This is a genomic window from Microbacterium sp. WHRI 7836 (assembly GCF_040223885.2).
GTDB classification, from domain to species: Bacteria; Actinomycetota; Actinomycetes; order Actinomycetales; family Microbacteriaceae; genus Microbacterium; species Microbacterium oxydans.
The window spans coordinates 759,115-776,967 of record NZ_CP168171.1; the positions used below are offsets into that span (position 1 = coordinate 759,115).

17 protein-coding genes are annotated in these 17,853 nt (G+C 66.5%); 12 read left to right on the forward strand and 5 right to left on the reverse strand.

Features of this window, described 5'->3' with window-relative positions; all coding sequences use genetic code 11:
* Positions 1 to 4 precede the first annotated feature (4 nt).
* The 5 genes from ABRP18_RS03545 (at position 5) to ABRP18_RS03565 (ending at position 4,617) form a co-directional block, all read left to right on the forward strand.
* A complete protein-coding gene (locus ABRP18_RS03545) occupies positions 5 to 1,501 on the forward strand; it encodes an L-serine ammonia-lyase, iron-sulfur-dependent, subunit alpha (RefSeq protein WP_349885551.1) in 1,497 nt (498 codons plus the stop codon).
* Positions 1,502 to 1,571: 70 nt separating this feature from the next.
* Complete coding sequence (locus tag ABRP18_RS03550) at positions 1,572 to 2,327, forward strand: AAA family ATPase (RefSeq protein WP_046746703.1); 756 nt, start codon at positions 1,572 to 1,574, stop codon at positions 2,325 to 2,327.
* A gap of 42 nt (positions 2,328 to 2,369) precedes the next feature.
* Positions 2,370 to 2,966, forward strand: coding sequence for a TetR family transcriptional regulator (locus ABRP18_RS03555; protein ID WP_058631477.1), 597 nt, complete (start codon positions 2,370 to 2,372; stop codon positions 2,964 to 2,966).
* A 134-nt stretch (positions 2,967 to 3,100) separates the two neighbouring features.
* Positions 3,101 to 3,886, forward strand: a complete 786-nt coding sequence (locus ABRP18_RS03560) for an ABC transporter ATP-binding protein (protein ID WP_349885552.1) — start codon at positions 3,101 to 3,103, stop codon at positions 3,884 to 3,886.
* On the forward strand, positions 3,883 to 4,617 hold the full coding sequence (locus tag ABRP18_RS03565) for an ABC transporter permease (RefSeq protein WP_046746701.1): 735 nt from the start codon (positions 3,883 to 3,885) through the stop codon (positions 4,615 to 4,617). The genes ABRP18_RS03560 and ABRP18_RS03565 overlap by 4 nt, the downstream gene beginning before the upstream one ends.
* A 20-nt stretch (positions 4,618 to 4,637) precedes the next feature.
* Here the strand turns inward: ABRP18_RS03565 and hrpB are convergent, their stop codons facing one another.
* The 3 genes from hrpB to ABRP18_RS03580 all read right to left on the reverse strand — a co-directional run bounded on the left by hrpB (position 4,638) and on the right by ABRP18_RS03580 (position 9,461).
* Entirely contained in the window at positions 4,638 to 7,193 is a 2,556-nt protein-coding gene (gene hrpB / locus ABRP18_RS03570; protein WP_349885553.1) for an ATP-dependent helicase HrpB, read from the reverse strand.
* A 76-nt stretch (positions 7,194 to 7,269) separates the two neighbouring features.
* Positions 7,270 to 8,862: a flotillin family protein gene (locus ABRP18_RS03575; RefSeq protein WP_046746700.1), complete on the reverse strand. Its 1,593-nt coding sequence runs from the start codon at positions 8,860 to 8,862 to the stop codon at positions 7,270 to 7,272.
* 170 nt (positions 8,863 to 9,032) lie between these two features.
* Positions 9,033 to 9,461 carry a MarR family winged helix-turn-helix transcriptional regulator gene (locus ABRP18_RS03580; RefSeq protein WP_045264204.1) on the reverse strand — a complete coding sequence of 143 codons (429 nt, stop codon included), beginning with the start codon at positions 9,459 to 9,461 and terminating at the stop codon, positions 9,033 to 9,035.
* Between the two features lie 444 nt (positions 9,462 to 9,905).
* On the opposite strand from ABRP18_RS03580, the gene ABRP18_RS03585 reads away from it, so the two are divergent.
* The 5 genes from ABRP18_RS03585 (at position 9,906) to ABRP18_RS03605 (ending at position 15,715) form a co-directional block, all read left to right on the forward strand.
* Positions 9,906 to 10,643, forward strand: coding sequence for a TnsA-like heteromeric transposase endonuclease subunit (locus ABRP18_RS03585; protein WP_082066568.1), 738 nt, complete (start codon positions 9,906 to 9,908; stop codon positions 10,641 to 10,643).
* Between the two features lie 53 nt (positions 10,644 to 10,696).
* Positions 10,697 to 12,646 carry a Mu transposase C-terminal domain-containing protein gene (locus tag ABRP18_RS03590; protein WP_157523994.1) on the forward strand — a complete coding sequence of 650 codons (1,950 nt, stop codon included), beginning with the start codon at positions 10,697 to 10,699 and terminating at the stop codon, positions 12,644 to 12,646.
* Complete coding sequence (locus ABRP18_RS03595; protein WP_045264203.1) at positions 12,643 to 13,671, forward strand: ATP-binding protein; 1,029 nt, start codon at positions 12,643 to 12,645, stop codon at positions 13,669 to 13,671. Before ABRP18_RS03590 ends, ABRP18_RS03595 begins: the two co-directional genes overlap by 4 nt.
* Complete coding sequence (locus ABRP18_RS03600) at positions 13,668 to 14,570, forward strand: TniQ family protein (protein WP_153243565.1); 903 nt, start codon at positions 13,668 to 13,670, stop codon at positions 14,568 to 14,570. Before ABRP18_RS03595 ends, ABRP18_RS03600 begins: the two co-directional genes overlap by 4 nt.
* 482 nt (positions 14,571 to 15,052) lie before the next feature.
* Positions 15,053 to 15,715, forward strand: coding sequence for a hypothetical protein (locus tag ABRP18_RS03605; protein WP_045264201.1), 663 nt, complete (start codon positions 15,053 to 15,055; stop codon positions 15,713 to 15,715).
* Here ABRP18_RS03605 and ABRP18_RS03610 read toward each other — a convergent pair.
* Positions 15,596 to 15,880 (reverse strand): helix-turn-helix domain-containing protein, encoded by a 285-nt coding sequence (locus ABRP18_RS03610; protein WP_197073245.1) that lies wholly within the window; start codon positions 15,878 to 15,880, stop codon positions 15,596 to 15,598. The two genes, ABRP18_RS03605 and ABRP18_RS03610, sit on opposite strands and share 120 nt — an antisense overlap.
* Before the next feature lie 262 nt (positions 15,881 to 16,142).
* Here ABRP18_RS03610 and ABRP18_RS03615 point away from each other — a divergent pair, with 262 nt between their 5' ends.
* Both ABRP18_RS03615 and ABRP18_RS03620 read left to right on the forward strand, forming a co-directional pair.
* Positions 16,143 to 16,565 (forward strand): hypothetical protein, encoded by a 423-nt coding sequence (locus ABRP18_RS03615; RefSeq protein ID WP_156149170.1) that lies wholly within the window; start codon positions 16,143 to 16,145, stop codon positions 16,563 to 16,565.
* A gap of 86 nt (positions 16,566 to 16,651) precedes the next feature.
* Complete coding sequence (locus tag ABRP18_RS03620) at positions 16,652 to 17,029, forward strand: hypothetical protein (RefSeq protein WP_045264199.1); 378 nt, start codon at positions 16,652 to 16,654, stop codon at positions 17,027 to 17,029.
* A gap of 23 nt (positions 17,030 to 17,052) precedes the next feature.
* Here the strand turns inward: ABRP18_RS03620 and ABRP18_RS03625 are convergent, their stop codons facing one another.
* Entirely contained in the window at positions 17,053 to 17,565 is a 513-nt protein-coding gene (locus ABRP18_RS03625) for an HAD domain-containing protein (protein ID WP_156149169.1), read from the reverse strand.
* Positions 17,566 to 17,853 lie beyond the last annotated feature (288 nt).

Genomic DNA, 17,853 nt, shown 5'->3' on the forward strand with positions numbered 1-17,853 from the left:
AGGGGTGACAGCGTACGTCTCGGCCTTCGACCTCTTCTCCATCGGAGTGGGGCCATCGAGCTCCCATACGGTCGGACCGATGCGAGCGGCCCTCGACTTCGCTCGGCGACTCACAGCGACGGGCATCCTTCCCCAGGTCGCCCGGATCGGCAGCACCCTCTACGGTTCGCTCGGAGCGACGGGTATCGGGCACGGCACCCCGGATGCGGTCGTCGCGGGCCTGCGCGGTCTCACGCCGGAGACCTGCGATCCTGCCGACGTCCGTGCAGCCTGGACCGATCTGCCCGCGCAGGCCATGATCCGCATCGACGGCACCCACGACGTCCCCTTCGCGAAGGACGACATCGTGTTCGCGCCGCGCACCCGGCTTCCCGGGCACCCGAACGCCATGACGATCACCGCCTGGGACGACTCGGGTGCGGTGCTCGCCGAGGAGACCTACTACTCGGTCGGCGGAGGTTTCATCCGACGCGACGGCGAGGAGGCGAAGCTCACGACCGCCGGATTCCCGTATTCCTACGCGGATGCGGCGTCGCTGCTCGCCCTCTGCGACGAGAACGGACTGTCGATCGCCGAGGTGGCGCGACTGAACGAGACATCGCTGCGCTCGGAAGAGGAGGTCGCTGCCGGGCTCGATGCGATCTGGGATGCGATGTCGGGGTGTGTCGATGCCGGCCTCCACGCCGACGGCACGCTCCCCGGAATCCTCAAGGTCAAGCGGCGCGCCGGTGTGATCCGCGGCCAGCTCGAGGAGGTGGAAGCCGACGGGCATCGCGAGCTTCCCGGGGAATGGCTCGGGGCCTTCGCGCTCGCCGTGAACGAGGAGAACGCGGCGGGCGGTCGCGTCGTCACGGCACCGACCAATGGAGCCGCAGGCATCCTCCCAGCCGTCGCGATGTACTGGTGGCGTTTCCTTGCCGACTCGGGGCTCGGGGCGGGCAACGCGGTCACCCCGTACGGCGAGCTGGTCGGCAGTGCGCTGCTCGGTTTCGAGTCGGACGTGCGTGCGGTGAGCGACGGGAGCGACCTCGACGAGGAGCAGACCGCTGAGGCGAACCGTCGCCGCGGCATCCGTCGCTTCCTGCTGACCGCGACGGCCCTCGGGTCGCTGTTCAAGGCCAACGCGTCGATCTCCGGCGCGGAGGGCGGGTGCCAGGCCGAGGTCGGCAGCGCCTGTGCCATGGCGGCCGGCGGCCTCACCGCGGTGATGGGCGGCACGAACCGGCAGATCGAGAACGCGGCCGAGATCGCGATGGAGCACCACCTCGGTCTCACGTGCGATCCGATCGGCGGCCTCGTGCAGATTCCGTGCATCGAGCGCAACGCGATCGCCGCCTCGACCGCCGTCACCGCTGCGCGGCTCGCCCTTCGCGGCGACGGCAGCCACTACGTCTCGCTGGACGCCGTCGTCGAGACGATGCGTCAGACGGGGGCCGACATGTCCACCAAGTACAAGGAGACGAGCGAGGGTGGCCTCGCTGTCAACGTCATCGAGTGCTGAGGCTCCTTCCCGTGTCCCTGTCGGGGGATGCGGGTAGCCTCTCCGAGACGTCACACGGGGAGGGATCACGATGGATGCGTTCTGGGAGCCGACCTCTCGGCGACGACGGCAGCAGCCCGTCGTCGCGGTCCGTCCGAACGATGAGGCGCCGACGACGGGCACGGGGTGGCCGACGAACATCCCCGCGGTCGCCCAGGTGCTGCGTGAGGGGATCGACCTCGACCCCGGGGTGACCTTCCTGGTCGGCGAGAACGGCAGCGGCAAGTCCACCCTGGTCGAGGGCGTCGCGATCGCGTACGGCCTCTCACCCGAGGGAGGTTCCCGGCAGGCTCGACACACCACGCGGGCGACCGAATCGCCATTGTCCGAGTGGTTGCGGCTGCAGCGGGGAGTGGGCTCGAGCCGTTGGGGGTTCTTCCTCCGTGCAGAGACGATGCACTCCTTCTACACCTACCTCGAGGAGAACCCGTCGACCAGCGCACCCGATGTGCCGTTCCACGAGATGAGCCACGGCGAGTCGTTCCTCGCACTGCTGGAGAGCCGTTTCGACGAGCCGGGCTTCTACTGCCTCGACGAGCCGGAGGCCGCGTTGTCCTTCAACTCCACCCTTGCCCTGATCGCCGTGCTCCGACGCATCGCCGACGAGGGAGGGCAGGTGCTGTGCGCCACCCACTCGCCGGTGCTGGCGGCCCTGCCGGGAGCTAAGATCCTCGAGGTCGGCGAGTGGGGTGTGCGCCCGGCCGAGTGGGACGACCTCGAGATCGTGAACCACTGGCGTTCGTTCCTCGAGCATCCGACGCGCTATCTGCGTCATCTGCTCGACTGACCGGCGCGCCGTGCCATCGCCGCGCATCATAGGCTGACGGGCATGACCGAGCACAAGCCCCCCAGGCGGCGTGGCCGTCCCCGCGGCGTCTCGGACTCGCGGGCGCGCATCATCGCGTCCGCCGTGGACGACTTCGGGGAGAAGGGCTACGACGGAGCGACGATCCGCTCCATCGCCGCGAGGGCCGGGGTGGACTCCGCCCTCGTGCACCACTACTTCGGCACCAAAGCCGACCTCTTCGCCGAAGCCGTGGGCATCCCGCTGCGTCCGGACATCGATGTGCCGGGGATCCTCACGGGTCCGCGTGACGAGGTCGGTGAACGTCTGATCCGATACGTCCTCGAGGCGTTCGAGCAGCCCGAGGTGCGCCGGCGCGGGGTCATGCTCCTGCGCACCGCGATCGGGAGTCGGGTGACGACACCGCTGCTGGCAGGTTTCCTCTCGCGTGAGCTCCTCTCCCGCATCTCGCGGAGCCTCGACGTCGACGACGCCGACCTCAGGGCATCGCTCGTCGCCTCGCAGATCGCCGGGATGCTGATCGCCCGATATGTGCTGAAGCTCCCGGCGCTCGCTGCCGCCCCGGTGGAGGACCTCGTCGCACGGCTGGGCCCCACGGTGCAGCGCTACCTCTTCGACTGAGCTCCACTTCCTCCTGCTCTGCACCTTCTACTGCTCTGCACGTTCTACTGCTCTGTACCTTCTACTGCGCTCCACCTTTCTGCGCTCTGGAGAACCCGTTGACGCCGTCGAGCGGGAGGCGCATAATTCATCGCATGATGAATAATGCTGCCGTCGAGATCACGCAGCTGCGCGTGCGGCGCGGGGCCGTTCGTGTGTTCGACGGCATCGACCTCGCCGTGCCCCGCGGCCAGATCACGGGGCTGCTGGGTCCCTCGGGGTGCGGCAAGACCACGCTCATGCGGTCGATCGTCGGGGTGCAGCGGATCGCGTCGGGCGACGTGACCGTTCTCGGTGAGCCGGGCGGTTCCCGCCAGCTGCGGCATCGTGTCGCGTACGGCACGCAGGGCGCCTCGGTCTACGGCGATCTCAGCGTGCGGCAGAATCTCACCTACTTCGCCTCGCTCCTGAAAGCGCCGAAGGGCGATGTCGACCGGGTCATCCAGGAGGTCGGTCTCGGCGCGCAGGCGGCGCAGCTCGTCGATTCGCTGAGCGGCGGCCAGGCGACGCGGGTGTCGCTCGCGGTCGCACTGATCGGCGCCCCGGAGCTCATCGTGTTGGACGAGCCTACGGTCGGCCTCGACCCTGTGCTGCGTGCCGAGCTGTGGAGCCTGTTCCGCCGCCTTGCCGACCGGGGCGTCACACTCATCGTCTCGAGCCACGTGATGGACGAGGCTGTGCGCTGCGACCGGCTGCTCCTGATGCGGGAAGGGCGGATCATCGCCGACACGACACCATCGTCGCTGCTCGCCGACACCGGCACGAGCGACGCCGAAGCCGCGTTCCTCGCTCTGATCGAGCGCGACAGCGCGGCCGGCGCCGCGACCACCAGGCGGGCGCGGCGAGAGGCGCACGAGCGGAATGAGGAGGTCGAGGGATGAACGGCCGTCGGCTGTTCGCGACCGCCGGGCGCGTGCTCACGCAGCTGCGGCACGACCCGCGGTCGATCGCCCTGATGCTCATCGCCCCGAGCCTGCTCGTCGGTCTCTTCGCCTGGCTGTTCAGCGAGCAGGACGGTGTGTTCGACCAGTTCGGCGGTGCGATCCTGGCGCTGTTCCCGTTCATCGTGATGTTCCTCATCACATCGATCACCACCCTGCGCGAGCGCCGTTCCGGCACGCTCGAACGGCTGATGACCACGCCACTCGAGAAGGCCGACTTCATCCTCGGCTACGCACTCGCGTTCGGGCTGATGGCCCTGCTGCAGGCGGTGATCACGGTGTCGTTCGCGGTCGCGGTGTGCGGCCTCGACGTCGACGGGCCGCTGTGGCAGCTCGGCCTCGTCGCGGTTGTCGATGCTCTGCTCGGCACGGCGCTCGGGCTGCTGGCGAGCGCGTTCGCCCAGACCGAGTTCCAGGCCGTGCAGTTCATGCCGCTGCTGGTGTTCCCGCAGATCATCCTCGGCGGTCTGTTCATGCCCCGAGACCAGATGCCCGATGTGCTGCACGCCATCTCCGACTGGCTGCCGCTCAGCTACGCGATCGACACGATCAACGCGGTCGCGGCGGGGGACGAGGGCGCGGACGTGTTCGGTCCGCTGCTCATCGTCGTGGCGTTCGCCGTCGGCGCCCTGGCGCTTGCCGCCCTCACACTGCGGCGGCGAACTGGCTGAGACGGGCTCGGGGGTGCGGGTCAGCGAGCGGCGCGGTTCTTGGTGTGCTTGGTCGGCGCCGCGGCCCACGGATCCTGGGGCCACGGGTGCCGGGGGTAGCGGCCGCGCATCTCGGCGCGCACCTGGTTGTAGGGACCGGACCAGAAGGAGGCGAGGTCGTCTGTGACGGCGAGCGGCCGCCCCGCCGGGGACAGCAGGTGGAAGAGCACGGGAACGCGTCCGTCCACCAGCCGCGGCGTCTCCGCCCAGCCGAAGCACTCCTGCAGCTTCACCGCCACGACGGGGCGTGCGGTCGCGTCGCCGTCGGGCTCCGGGTAGGTGATGCGCACCCGGGACCCGCTGGGCACGGCGAGCCGTTCCGGGGCGAGCGTATCCAGGTGCGCGGCTTCCGGCCAGGGCAGCAGACGGCGAAGGGCGGACGTGAGATCCAGCCGGCTGGCGGGGGCGCCGGACGCGAGGGCATCTAGCTCCGTCGCCAGCCACGTGTCGAGCGATTCGAGCAGCCCCGAGTCCGACACGTCGGGCCAGGGTTCGCCGAGCTCGCGTCGCAGCAGCGCGAGTCGGCGGCGCAGGGCATCCGCACTCTCGGACCAGGTGAACATGCCGAGTCCGTCGCGTCGGAGCGCCCGCTCCACTGCATCCCGGCCTTCCGACGCCGCCGCCCGCACCGGTACCGATGAGCGAACGATCGCCCCGATCCGGCGCTCACGGCGGGCCTGCACGCGACCTCCGACGAACTCGGCCTCGATGCGGTCTGTCATCAGGTGGCTGGCCGCGCTCTCCATCTGCCCCTCCGTCAGCACCGCCGCCGATCGGATGACCGCACCGGAGCCCGCCGCCGCCCGCGATGAGGCCCGGGTGACGTCGGCCACGGCCAGCCACTCCACGGCGGCGAGCGGACCGGTGACCCCGGCCCGGGTGCCCGAAGCCAGGAGGAAGGTCGCGCCCGACTCCGAGCGCTCGACGCGGTGGGCGACACGGTCAGGGAAGGCCAGCGCGATCACGAGACCCACTCCCTCGAGGCCCGAACGCGTGTCCGGCGTCGGATCGACCATCCGCTCCAGGCGACGCGCGTCCTCGTGCCAACGGCGAGCGTCGGGGGTCCGACTTCCGCGCAGTGCGATGAGAGCGTGGGCGACGTCGGCGTCGGGGACGCGCTGGTCTCCGCTCAGAAGCGCGACCACCTCAGCGGCGAGTCGGTTCCCCACCACGGGACTGCCGTCCCGCAGCGCCCTGGCCAGTCGCGGGTCGGTCGGGATACGTGCCAGCACTCGGCCGTCTGCCGTGGCGCGACCGTCGTCGTCGATCGCGCCGAGTCCGCGGAGCACGGCCACGGCGTCGGCGAGGCTGTCGGCTCGCAGCGGTTCGATCATGCGCAGACCCGCGCCACCCGGTGCGCCCCAGCAGGCGAGGAGGAGGGCGGCGTCGGCGAGGTCGGCCGTGGCGATCTCCGGCGACGGACGAGCGGGAGCCGCGGCGTAAGTGCGCTCGTCGACGCAGCGGATCACGGTGCCGGGGCCCTGCCGGGTGGCGCGTCCGGCACGCTGCACGCACGAGGAGCGTGAGGCGGCGGTGGTGACCAGACCCGTCATGCCACGGGCCGCGTCACGCTGGGGCTGCCGCGACAGGCAGGTGTCCACGACCAGCCGTACACCCGGCACGGTGAGAGATGACTCGGCCAGGGAGGTGGTGACGATGATGCGGGGGACCTCGCGCGGCGCGCGGCCGCGGATCACGGCGTCCTGTTCCGCCGGGGCGATCCGCCCGTGCAACTCGCGCACGTCGAAGGCGTCGCTGAGGGAGCGGACGCGTCGCGCGATCTCCGACACCTCACCAGCGCCGGGGGCGAAGACCAGCACATCGGCTTCCGGGTCTTCGCGGACCAGTTCGGCGGCTGCGGATGCGGTGATGCTCGCGACGTGGTCGAGGAACCCCCGGGTGACTCCCCGTTCGTCGATGCGGGGCACGGGACTCGGAGCCCATCGCTCGGTGAGGGGGAAGGCCGGGACGTCGTGGTCGACGACCGGCGCAGGGGACTCGTCGGTTCCGATGACGGCGGCGATCCGGGCGGCGTCGAGGGTGGCCGACATCGCCACGACCGTCAGGTCGTCCCGCAGCTCGCGCACCTCGGAGAGCAGACCGACGAGGAGGTCGGTCTCGATGGCGCGCTCGTGCACCTCGTCGATGATGACCGCGCCCACGCCGTCGAGTCCCGGGTCGTCGAGCATCCGTCGCAGGAGGACCCCCGCCGTGACGAACTCGACTTTCGTGTCGGCTCCCGCGGAGCGCTCGCCGCGGACGGTGAATCCCACGCGCCCGCCGAGAGGCGAGCCGTCGAGCTGCGCGAGTCGGCGAGCGGCCGCGCGTGCGGCCACCCGGCGCGGTTGGGTGACGACCACCCGACCGGGGGTTCGCGAGGCGAGGAGCGGAGGCACCAGGGTGGTCTTGCCCGTGCCCGGTGGTGCGGTCACCACCACGGATGAACTCGTGTCGAGGGCGGCGGAGAGCTCCTCGACGGCGCCGGCGAACGACAGGCCGGCGCCGATCGTGGCGATGTCGAAGGCGGCGCGCGTCATCCGTCCAGTCTGCCCGGTCGGAGAAACGGCGGATGCCGCGACCGAATCGATCGCGGCATCTGCCGTCATGCGCCGACTACTCCGCGGGCGGCGCGGGCGGCGGTGGCGTGGTCGGCGTCGCGACGCGCGGCGTGGGCGCGGCCGCCGAAGCCTCTGCGACTCCTGCGCCGAAGCCGCGGCCCACGGCCTGACCCTGGATGATGCCGGCCAGGTCGAGTCCCGTAGCCGAGTGGACGCTGTCGAACACCGAGGCGAGTGCCTTGGCGCTGTCGGCGCCCACGACGGTGGATGCGCCGTCTTCGCCGGAGCTGCCGATGATCGACACGTTGCCGATCGCCGCATAGCCCTTCGAGAACTCGGCCATGATCGACGGCAGCACCTCGAGGACGCGCTGCGAGAGGAATGCGTCCTGGTTCGAGGCGATGGCCTTGGCCTCCGCCTCCAGGGCTGCCGCACGGGCGTCACCCTCGGCACGGATCGCGTCGGCCTCGGCGCTGGCGCGGAGGCGGCGGGCTTCTGCTTCGGCCTCGGCCTGGGCTCGGAGGGCATTCGCCTCACCGCTGGCCTTCGCGATCGCCGCTGCTGCTTCACCCTCGGCGCGGGCCTTGTCGGCCTGGGCCTGCTGTTCGGCGATGCGCGTGCGGGCCTCGGCCTGCTTGACCTGCTCGATCGCGGCGGCTTCGGCCGAGCGCTCGCGTGTGTAGAGCTCGGCCTGGGCGCGGGTCTCCGCCTCGTAGCGCTGGGCGTCGGCGACGCGCTTCACGTCGGCGTCGAGCTGTGCCTGCTTGTTCTCGGCCTGCTGCTGCAGCACCGCCTGCTCGGCCTGCGCGCGGGCGAGTGCCTCGGCCTGCTCGGCTTCGGCGCGCGCCCGGCCGATGCCGGAGTCCGCGTTGGCGGTGTTGGTGTCGAGCGCGGTCTGCTCGATCAGGTTCGCTTCCTGGTTGGCGATGTTCTTCTGGTTGATCGCGCGGTCGGCGTTGGTCTGCGAGATCTCGGCGGACTGGCGCTTCGCCTGGATCTCGGGGGCGCCGAGCGACTGGATGTAGCCCACCTTGTCGGTGATGCCCTTGATCTGGAACGAGTCGAGGATCAGCCCCTGCTCGGCGAGCTCCTGCGAGACGTCTGCCGCGATCTGGTCCGAGAACTTCTTGCGCTCGCGCATCAGCTCGACGACCGACAGGGTGGCGACGATACCGCGGAGCGCACCTTCGAGCTGCTCGGTGGTGAACTGCTCGATGGCCTTGTCCTGCGAGGCGAATCGTTCGGCTGCGCGGCGGACCAGGATCGGGTCGGATCCGATCTTCACGATCGCGACACCGTCGACGTTCAGGGTCACGCTGTCGAGCGACTGCGCTTCGGCGTTCAGGGAGACCTGACGTGAACGCAGCGAGATGATCTCGTGACGCTGCGTGATCGGGTTCACGAGCGACTTGCCGTTCACGATCACGGTGACCGGCGACTCCGACATCTCGGACCTGCTCGAGCCGTCGGCCGAGAGCACGGCCGTCTGCACCTTCTGCTTGCGTCCCGAGATGACGAGTGCCTCGTCGGCGCGAGCGACTTTGATCCAGCTGCGCGCGAACAGCAGCAGGACGAGCAGTAGGACGACGGCGACGACGACGGCGATTCCGACGATGACGAGGATGCCGACGATTCCGGCGATCTCCATGGATGACCTCCCTGATTCCCCCCGAGGGGGCGGTCTCGGGCGCGCCGTGATGCGCGCCTTCGCCCCCACCCTGCCAGAAAAGCGCCCGGTACCGCCGCGGCGGACGTCATCTTCCACTCCCCGTGGGGAACTCTGTCTCCTCCAGAGAAGCTGTGGAGGAGAGCCGGACATCAGCCCTTGCGGAGCTTCTCCGCGAGGTCGCGCAGGGCGCGGAGCTCGTCGTCGTCGAGGCGGGACATGCGCTCGGCGATCGAGCGTCCGTGCACGGTGGCGAGCGAGCGGAAGGCTCGTGCCCCCTCGTCCGTCGCGCGGATCAGTGCGCCGCGACCGTCGTCGGGGTCGGGGCACTTCGCCACGAGACCGCGCGCGACCATGCGGTCGACCAGTCGCGAGACGCTGGGTTGGCTGATGAGCATATTCGCCGTGATGTCCCGCAGCCGCGCTGTGAGGTCGGGGGAGCGGGTGACGGTGAGCAGCACGTCGTACTCGGCCTGCGCGATATCGCTGTGCTCGAAGTCGCCCATCATCTCGGTGAACAGCTCGTGCTGCGCGCGGAACAGGCTCTCCCAGGCCTCCAGGGCGAGCTTGCGATCGGTCATCCTCACAGAATAGTGCGAACAGTAAAGGGCCGGTCGGAGAGGCTCCCGACCGGCCCTTGTCCCTTGCACCAAGAGTGTCCTGCAATCACATGCGGTGGATGCCACAGCAAACATTCACCGTGCGATCACTGTATAACGGCGAGGTAACGAATGCAACGGTTTGATCACGGAATCTTGAGCGCAGGCATCGTGTCCGATCTCACGAAAAGTGTCGGAGTCTCACGAAGGCTGTCGGAGAGTCTCACGAAAGTGTCGGAGTCTCACTAGACGTGTCGGAAGAGCGGCGTGTCGACCAGCCTCGTTGGGTGCCGGACATAGTCTGCCCGTGAGCAGATCCCCAGTCGGGGCATCTTTGTCAGGGCTCAGGACATAGGCCAGTACCGCTCCCCAGGAGAGAGGCTGACTGCCGAATAGGAAGTATCCGTCGATGTCGATTGGATCCCTATGGACCTGACTCAGCAGTGGCCTGTTCCTCCCACCACTAAAGCCAACCGGACGCGAGCTCGCGTTGAGTACCGTCTCGATGGCGTGCAACTAGAGCTCGACGCCGTCGACTGCGACAGCGTGCCCTTCGAACGAGGCGATCCCGTTCGGAACTTTCCCAGTTGGCGGCTCAAGCGTCATTACGACGGCTACCACTGGATGGGTGCGCTTGGCGCGTCTGTCGGATTCGAGTCGCTGACGGAGCGGGGCTGCCTCATCGAATTGGACCGCACCCCGGGCGTGGTTGCGATCGCCAGCCAGCCCATGTGGATCCGATGGACCACACCCGACGGCCCGCGCGAGCACTGCCCGGACTACTTCGTGCGTCTGGACGACGGGCACGCCGTGCTGATGGACGTCAAGCCGGCGACTCAGATCAAGGACGACGTCAGAAGACAGTTCGACATGACAGCGGTGTTCGCCGCTGAGCGCGGCTGGCGGTATGTCGTCTATGACGCGGAATCGGTAGTCCGCGAGGCCAACCTCCGATTCCTGGGCCCGTTTCGAGACTGGGCGAGCAGCGAAGAACTGCCAATGCTCCCAGAAGATGGGCTGCCCCTGGCTGAGGTAGCTGCGCTGCTCGGCGTCGGATCCGAGGGCTTCGCACACTGCTACGCGCACCTCTGGTCAGGGGCGCTCGAGGCAGATCTCGATCAAGCCCTCAACATCAGAACGATCGTGTGGCAAAGGAGCGTGTAGTGCGGGTTGTAGTTGGCGGGTCGCTCACGTGGCGTCAACGCAAGTTCTCGGTCTTGTTCATCGAGAAGGATTTGGCGATGCTCCGAGATGAGGACGGAAGTGAGGTCGAAGTCGCTCTCGACGAGCTTCGACATGATGCAACACCGGTGCCTAGCGACACTTCAGGTCTGCTGAACCTTCCTCTGCAGGTGCAGGACATCACGCCGGACATGGATGCGTGGCTGCAATCCTGCATACGTATCGAGGCGACCCGAGAAGAGATCGGGGTCGGGAAGGCTGTTGAAGCAGAGCGCGAGTGGCTGGAGGTGCGCCTAAGTAGAACTGTCTCCACGCGCGCCGTGGAGCGTCGGCTTAAAGCGTTCCGAGAGCAGGGGACGACCACTGCAGGCAAAGGCTCCCCACGCAAGAGCACATGGGATCCACGCCTCGTCGAGGCCATCAACCACGTACTCGGAGGAAAGAGCCGCGCCTCGACTGTGAGTCGAACTACAGCGATCGAACAAATCATGAGGCGCGTCGAACGTCTCCACGGCGATGCGGTGAAGCTGCCGAGCCGAGCGACGTTCTTCCGACTTCTCGAAGCAGACGAGCACGGGCAATTCACCTTCGGTTCGGCCAAGACTCGCGAGTCGCTTGCGCTTCAACCCGACGGCACATTCGGCACTCGCACCGCACTGCGTCCCGGCGAACTGGTCGAGATGGACTCCACGCGGATTGATGTCATGTTGCGGATCGATGACGAAACCGTCGGCCGGCCCGAACTGACGATTCTCCTTGACGTCGCAACGCGCTCGATTCTTGCCGCGATGCTCCGCCCCGAAGGGACGAAGAGCGTCGACCTGGTGGCTGTCCTTGCACGGGCCCTGGTGCCCTATGGCCGGCGTATGGAAGGGGTTCGCGAGACCCGACAGCTGATTTCGACGGCATGGGCTGACGATCAACTGATCGATCAGGAGCGATTTGAGCGATTGCGTATCGCGCAGCCGTATGTGTTTCCGGACACGATCACCACCGACCGCGGACGAAACTATTTGTCGCGGCATTTCCGCGCTGCGTGTGAAACCTTGAATATCTCGCTGATCACCTCGGCGCCGCACACACCAACGGACAAACCGCACGTAGAGCGAGCGTTCGGGGCAATCAACTCAATGCTGCTGCAGCATGTGAAGGGATATGTCGGCCGCAGCGTCGAACATCGCGGGCGCGACACAGACACGGAATCCGACGAACTACTGACGATCGCACAGGCCCAGGAGCTCCTAGAGGACTGGATCGCGGTCGAGTGGCAGAATCGTCCGCATGACGGACTGCGGGACCCGTTGCATCCGCGCATCAAGTTGTCGCCGAACGAGATGTGTCGCGCGTTCCGCGCTTACGTGCCCGAACTCCACGTACCGCTGACGCGAGACGACTACATCGCGCTGCTACCTGTGGACTACCGAGTTCTGAACCGCTACGGCGTGCGCATCGATAACCGCGTCTACAACTCCGAGCGGCTCAAAGGCCTGTGGAGGCGCAAGTCTCCTGACAAAGCGCGGAACGGCCGATGGCCGATCCGCGTAGACCCCTACAATCTGCACGTCGTCTGGCTCGAGCGGGACGGCGAGTTCATCCCTCTGAGATGGTCCAATCAGGTCCATGAACTCCCGATGCTGGGTGATGTCTGGCGGTACGCTCGCACGTCGCGCTCCGGTGGTGTCGCGGATCTCGATGCTGAACGTCGCGAGCTTGCGATGGCGATCAAGGCGTTCGCCGGTCAAGGGAATCCGGCCCCTCGAAGCAACGGTCAGAAGCGAAGCGGGCGAGAGCGCGCTCGATTGGCAGCGATCGCTGAAGATCCGATGAACTTCACCAGTGTGAAGGGCATCGAGGACGAGAAACGACCTGCTGACGATGACAATTCGTCCATCGAGACCACCTCTACTGAGGAATGGCCTAACACCGGTGGCTTCCCTCTCATCGGAGACAGGCTCGACGAGGTGCGGCGGAGGATCGACGAATGATCGAGATCGCGACCAAGGAAGGCTGGCGCGAGCACGTCGACACCGCGTATGAGCGCCCGGCGCCGGTCACATCCGAGGAGCTTCGGGCCATGAGCTTCGGGGACCGCGCGTTATACAACCAGGGACGAGCTCAATACTCGCAGGCAGGCGCCTTCGTGCGGACACCGCAGTTCGAAGCCTTCCAGCGAGCCGTGCGGGATCGCGTCATGCTCAACGCCTACCGACGAGTCGGGAAGCTAGGCCTGATCCTCTCGGGGGAGCCAGGCCAGGGCAAGACTACTTCGCTAGTCGAGATCGGTAGAGCACACGAACGCAGGCGGCGAGACACCGGCCACCCGGCTGCGGGGCCGGGCATGCTCCCAGTCGTGTATGTCGCGGTACCCGCCCAGTGCTCAGCCAAAGCTCTGATGCATGAGTTCGCCCGATTCCTTGGTCTCCCGGTTCTCAGCAGGATGACCTACGGGGACCTGCTGGAAGCGGTCTCGAACGCCCTGCGCAGATGCTCCACCGAACTTGTCTTGGTCGATGACGTGCATCACCTCGATCTGAAGTACCGGCAGAACGTCGAGGCATCAGACATGCTCAAGCAGCTTTCCGAGCGATGTGGAGGCACGTTCGTCTACGCCGGAATCGCAGTTGAGGGGACCGGACTTCTCGACGGCTCACGTGGTGGGCAGATCGGGAAGCGATTCGAAGTGCACGTGGCCTTACCATTTCCTTTGATCTCGACCGCGGAGAAGGCTCGCTGGGGTGATCTGCTTCTCGCCATGGAGAGCTCACTGTGTCTAGCAGAGCAACGGCCAGGATCGATTCTGTCCGCGGCGCCGACACTGCACGCGCTGACGGGCGGGGAGATCGGACTGCTCAAGGACCTCTTGCAGTTCGCTGCCCTGAGCGCGATGGACGACGGAACCGAGAAGCTCGATTCGGCCGCATTTGAACGCGATCTTGCCCGCCGTCAGACGGCCGCAACGCTCCACACAAGCAAGCCGCGACGATCGCGAACGCCTGTAAGTGCGGCATGACCTCGCGTCCCGGGCTTCCGACTTCCGTTCGCCTGTATCCGGGAGAAACGGCGGCGAGCTACTGGGCGCGGCTTTGCGCCGCAAATGCAATCGGCGAAAAGGACCTCTGGTTGGCGTTGCGACGCGAGGATCGAACCCTCCCAATTCGGGTGACACCGAGAAGCGCCCTCCGGAAGATCGAGGCGTTGGGTGGGCTTCCGGATGGTGCATTGCTCCGCGAAGCCGGCGGTCGCGCCTGTGGACATGGTGGCGCCACGCGTCAAGTCGAATGCCCGAGTTGTCGCATGATTCCGGCAGCTGTGGCTCTCTGCAGACGGTGCGCCCGAGGCGATCAGGTCACAGTCGCGCGTATGCACGGTCCGGTCTGCGTGCGACACCGGAGGTGGCACGGAAGCGGCCGAGATATTCCCCTGCCGGGGAGGCACAAGCACCTGCTCGCGCAACGCCTGCTGAATGGAACTCTCACTCTTCGAGGTGTGCCGTATCGGTCACCCGAAGTTGATGCGGCCGCGGAGTTGCTGCGACTGCGAAATCTCGAAGGTGGGTGCGCAGCTGAACTTCTGGATGACGAGATTCTTCAATTTCCGCGGCGAATCGCGCTCACTGCGCGGCTCACTGACGCTCGTCTCGCGAACGTTCTGATGTCGCAGGGTCTCGGTGGGTACGCACTGGCAATGCTGTTCGATCGCGTAGTCGCCGCGCACTCTCTAGGGCATCGCGCCGTGGACGGCATCTTCGACAGCCTGAGAATTCAGGGACGGGAACTCTGGATCGGCAGGTCCGCGGTCGCGACGCAAGGCGGCTGCGTGCTTACGCCCGCTGCCAGGCGCATGCTTCCGAGGGTCAAGGCGATCAGGGCGCATGTGCTGAACCATCGTGTGGAACTGAGGTCGAGGTAGGCATGCGAACTCTTCCCTGTCGTGTGATTCCGCTGCCCGGGGAGACGCCTGCCGGTTTCCTGGCTAGGTTGGCCGTCGCCAACTCGCTCGATCTCAGCGCGCTCACCCACTATTTGGAGCGGACGGTTGGTGCCAACAGGTCGAGCTCGACCAACGCTCGATTCACATCTGCGACTGAGGCAATCGGTGCGCTGCCTCCCGGGTACTTCGCCAAGGAGCGCGCACGCTTCCGTCTGTATCGGCGCTGCCACCACGTTCGGTGGATGCTTCGACGCTGCGCCACGTGCGAAGTTGTTGATCGCGCTCGCTCCGCGTGCTTGGTATGCAGCGACGGAAACCCGACTGAGGTGTTCAGTAGGGGAGGTGGGTTTTGCATTCGCCACCGTCGATGGCACTTCCTCGGTGAAGATGAACTCCTGTCCACCCCGTCGGCGTGCCATCGCGCCGAACAGTCGATTTCAGGAGTTCTTTGGAGACGTGGAGTGACGATGCACACGGGCGAATACGACCTTGCCCTGCGCTTGATCATCGACAGCTGGCAAGAGCGACCTGACGCGCGCTGGCTCCGAGCCTCGTGCTCGTATGCGCCGGCAGTTGACCTGCTCGTGACGCTAACGCACCCTGACGTCACGCTCAGCTTGTTTGCACTCGCCGAGAGCGACTCCCAGCAGGTCGAAGGGCTTATCGGGCTCGTCGTAGGCATTGGAGGTGGAAGCCGGACGGCGGAACTGGAATCGACCGCAGCCACGGTCGTAGCGGTTCACCGCGCCGCGATGTACACCGCGATCCGAATGCCGAAGTCGAGCGGGGCGACGGTATCGAAAACGCCATTTGAGAAGGGGGTCGCGGAAGCGTCCTACCGTGAGAAAGCGGTTCTCCTGCGCCACATCACGCGCTCCGGCAGAAGAGCGGACATCCTGGAGCGTTCTGTGCGTGCGGCACCTGCATCTCGGGTCGTATCCCGGCGCATCGTTCCCGGCTGGGCCGACGATGCACCGTGGGTCACGCAGGGGCCTGAACAGCGCTCAGCGACTTCGAAGATCGGGAGCGTTCCCCGGGACCAGATCGGTCAAGGTGATGCCGAGCACCTGGGTGAGAGCCAGGAGAGTTCGCAACGTCGGGTTAGCCGGGTGGCCGGGGCGTGATTCGCCCTTCTCGTACTTCTGATACGTGTACCGGGTCAGCCCGGCGCGGTAGGCCACGTCTTCCTGGCTCAGATTGGCTTTGTGGCGAGCAGTGCGAAGGGAAGTGGCGAAGCGCTGCGCGAACGCATCCCAATCTGCTTCCAAGTCGTCGTTCCGCTGGCGCACCTTCCAAGCGTCTAGATCCGGGCTCTCATGCTTGGCCTAATCGGTATGGCATAATTTGGGAGGCCATACGAAACAATCATCATCTTCGTCGGATTGCTCCGCTACTCCCTGCACGTGTGCTGCCCATCCCGGTGACTGGCGGTCGCGCCGCGGGATCGGCCCGTGCATGCGACCGCGAAATGTGATGGTGTGCGTCATGTGTGAGGCGTTCCCGATCTGGTGGCAGGACATCACGAGTCCGCCGCCTACAGAATGGGTGTACATGTTCGAAGAGTTCACCGGCGATGACACCGCGGAGGAATGGGCGCTGGCTGCCGCCATCTTCATCGCGCAGACTCGACGCCGCACGGGCCTCGGTCCGACGTTCGCCGAACTCTTCACCCACCTGCTGCCCGACACCGGTGGATTGCCGGGTCCTTTCCCAGAACTCGAGTTCATGGAGCGCCGACGGGCGGTCACGGGATTTCGAGGTCACGCCGCTATCGAGTGGCGTCGTCGAGGAATGATTAGCTTCGACAGGGCCGTGATGCGCAGTCTGCGCGTAGGGCGCGCGTTCCGTGAGCATTCTCGACGGCGGCAACAGTCCCGAGCGTCCCTAGTTGCCCGTAACGGTTCGAAGCATTCCACACTGGTCCTGCTTGCGGAACCGCTGGAGGTGGCTGACGAAACGAACGAAGGTACGTAGGCTCCCATCGAGCCGATGTACCCGTGAGCCACCACTAGCCCGTTCGAGTCGTCTAGAGCGGAGAACGTCGATCAGGAGGGGACGATATGACTGAGAACGCTCCGCCGGGGCTTCGGCGGATCATTGCTCGCATCGAACCTGGCTGGCCTGAGCTCATCGATGTGAGCTCCGGCTGGTACCCGCTTCTCGACCGGCTTGACAGAAAGCTCGCGGCGATCGCTCCGGGCTACGTCGTTCAGCAGATCAAATCAAAGTTTGGCTCTCTCAGCTTTTACGCTCGTGCATCCGACGACGTCTACGACTACAACGAAGTGTTCAGCGACGCCATCCTTGCTGCTGAGTGGGAGAGCACGAGGACCTGCGAAGAATGCGGGGCACCGGCGAGGACCTACACGATCCGAATGTGGGTGTGGGCACTCTGCGCGTCTCACGCTCGTGCCAAGGCCGGGGAAGCATCCGAATGAGGGCCGCCCTGCCTGGCGGACGTTCAGACTACGAGCTGCTCGTCTAGGAACTGATCAATTTGCCCAACATCGGCAAGGGTGAGGCCCACGAACTTGTCGGGGCGGACGACCAGCGATGGGACCTCCGTCATCGCGGTTAGCCGTTGCTCAGCGTCCTCGGGAGCTCGATCGTCTGCCCACACGACCGCATCTGGGCCCGTCTGCCGGATGTGCGAGATGAGGCTCATCGTCCGCCATCCACTCTTTGGCCAGTTTTGCCAGGGCACGTAAGGGCCATTGAGCTTGCCGCGTAACGGCTCGCGGATCAACCAGCCGACCTGATCGCGCGGCCAAGTCGTCAACCACGCGAACTGCACGTCGGCTCGCAGTGCGAGATCGTCAAGCGCGTCCACGAGGTCATCGTCGACCGTCATCCAGGAGCGCCAGCCTTGTGCGTTCTGGTGCAGCGTGCGCTCTTCCTCGCGGTGGATCCTGGAGATCGTGCCATCGACGTCGAGCACAAGCAGTGCGGAGCGCTGATGCGAGCGTCTATCCATGATCAGGCATCTCCCCGTAAGTGCTCGGGGGTTTGGACGTGCAGCCGCCTTGACGTGTCCGACGAAGGCTCCGAGATCGTCATAGCGCGAGCTTACGACCCCCTTGAGTTTGAGGTGGAAGTGGCTAAGCGTGAGTGGTCAGCGACGCCGGGTGCCGAGTGATGCGCCGGAGTGTCTCCTTCGGGTGGGAGAAGCCGCGTGCGTTGAGAGCCTCGTGCGCTTGGTCGGTGGGGTACATGCCGGATGTAGGGGTGGCTCGTCAATTTATGAAGTGCTCGAGCGTAGCTC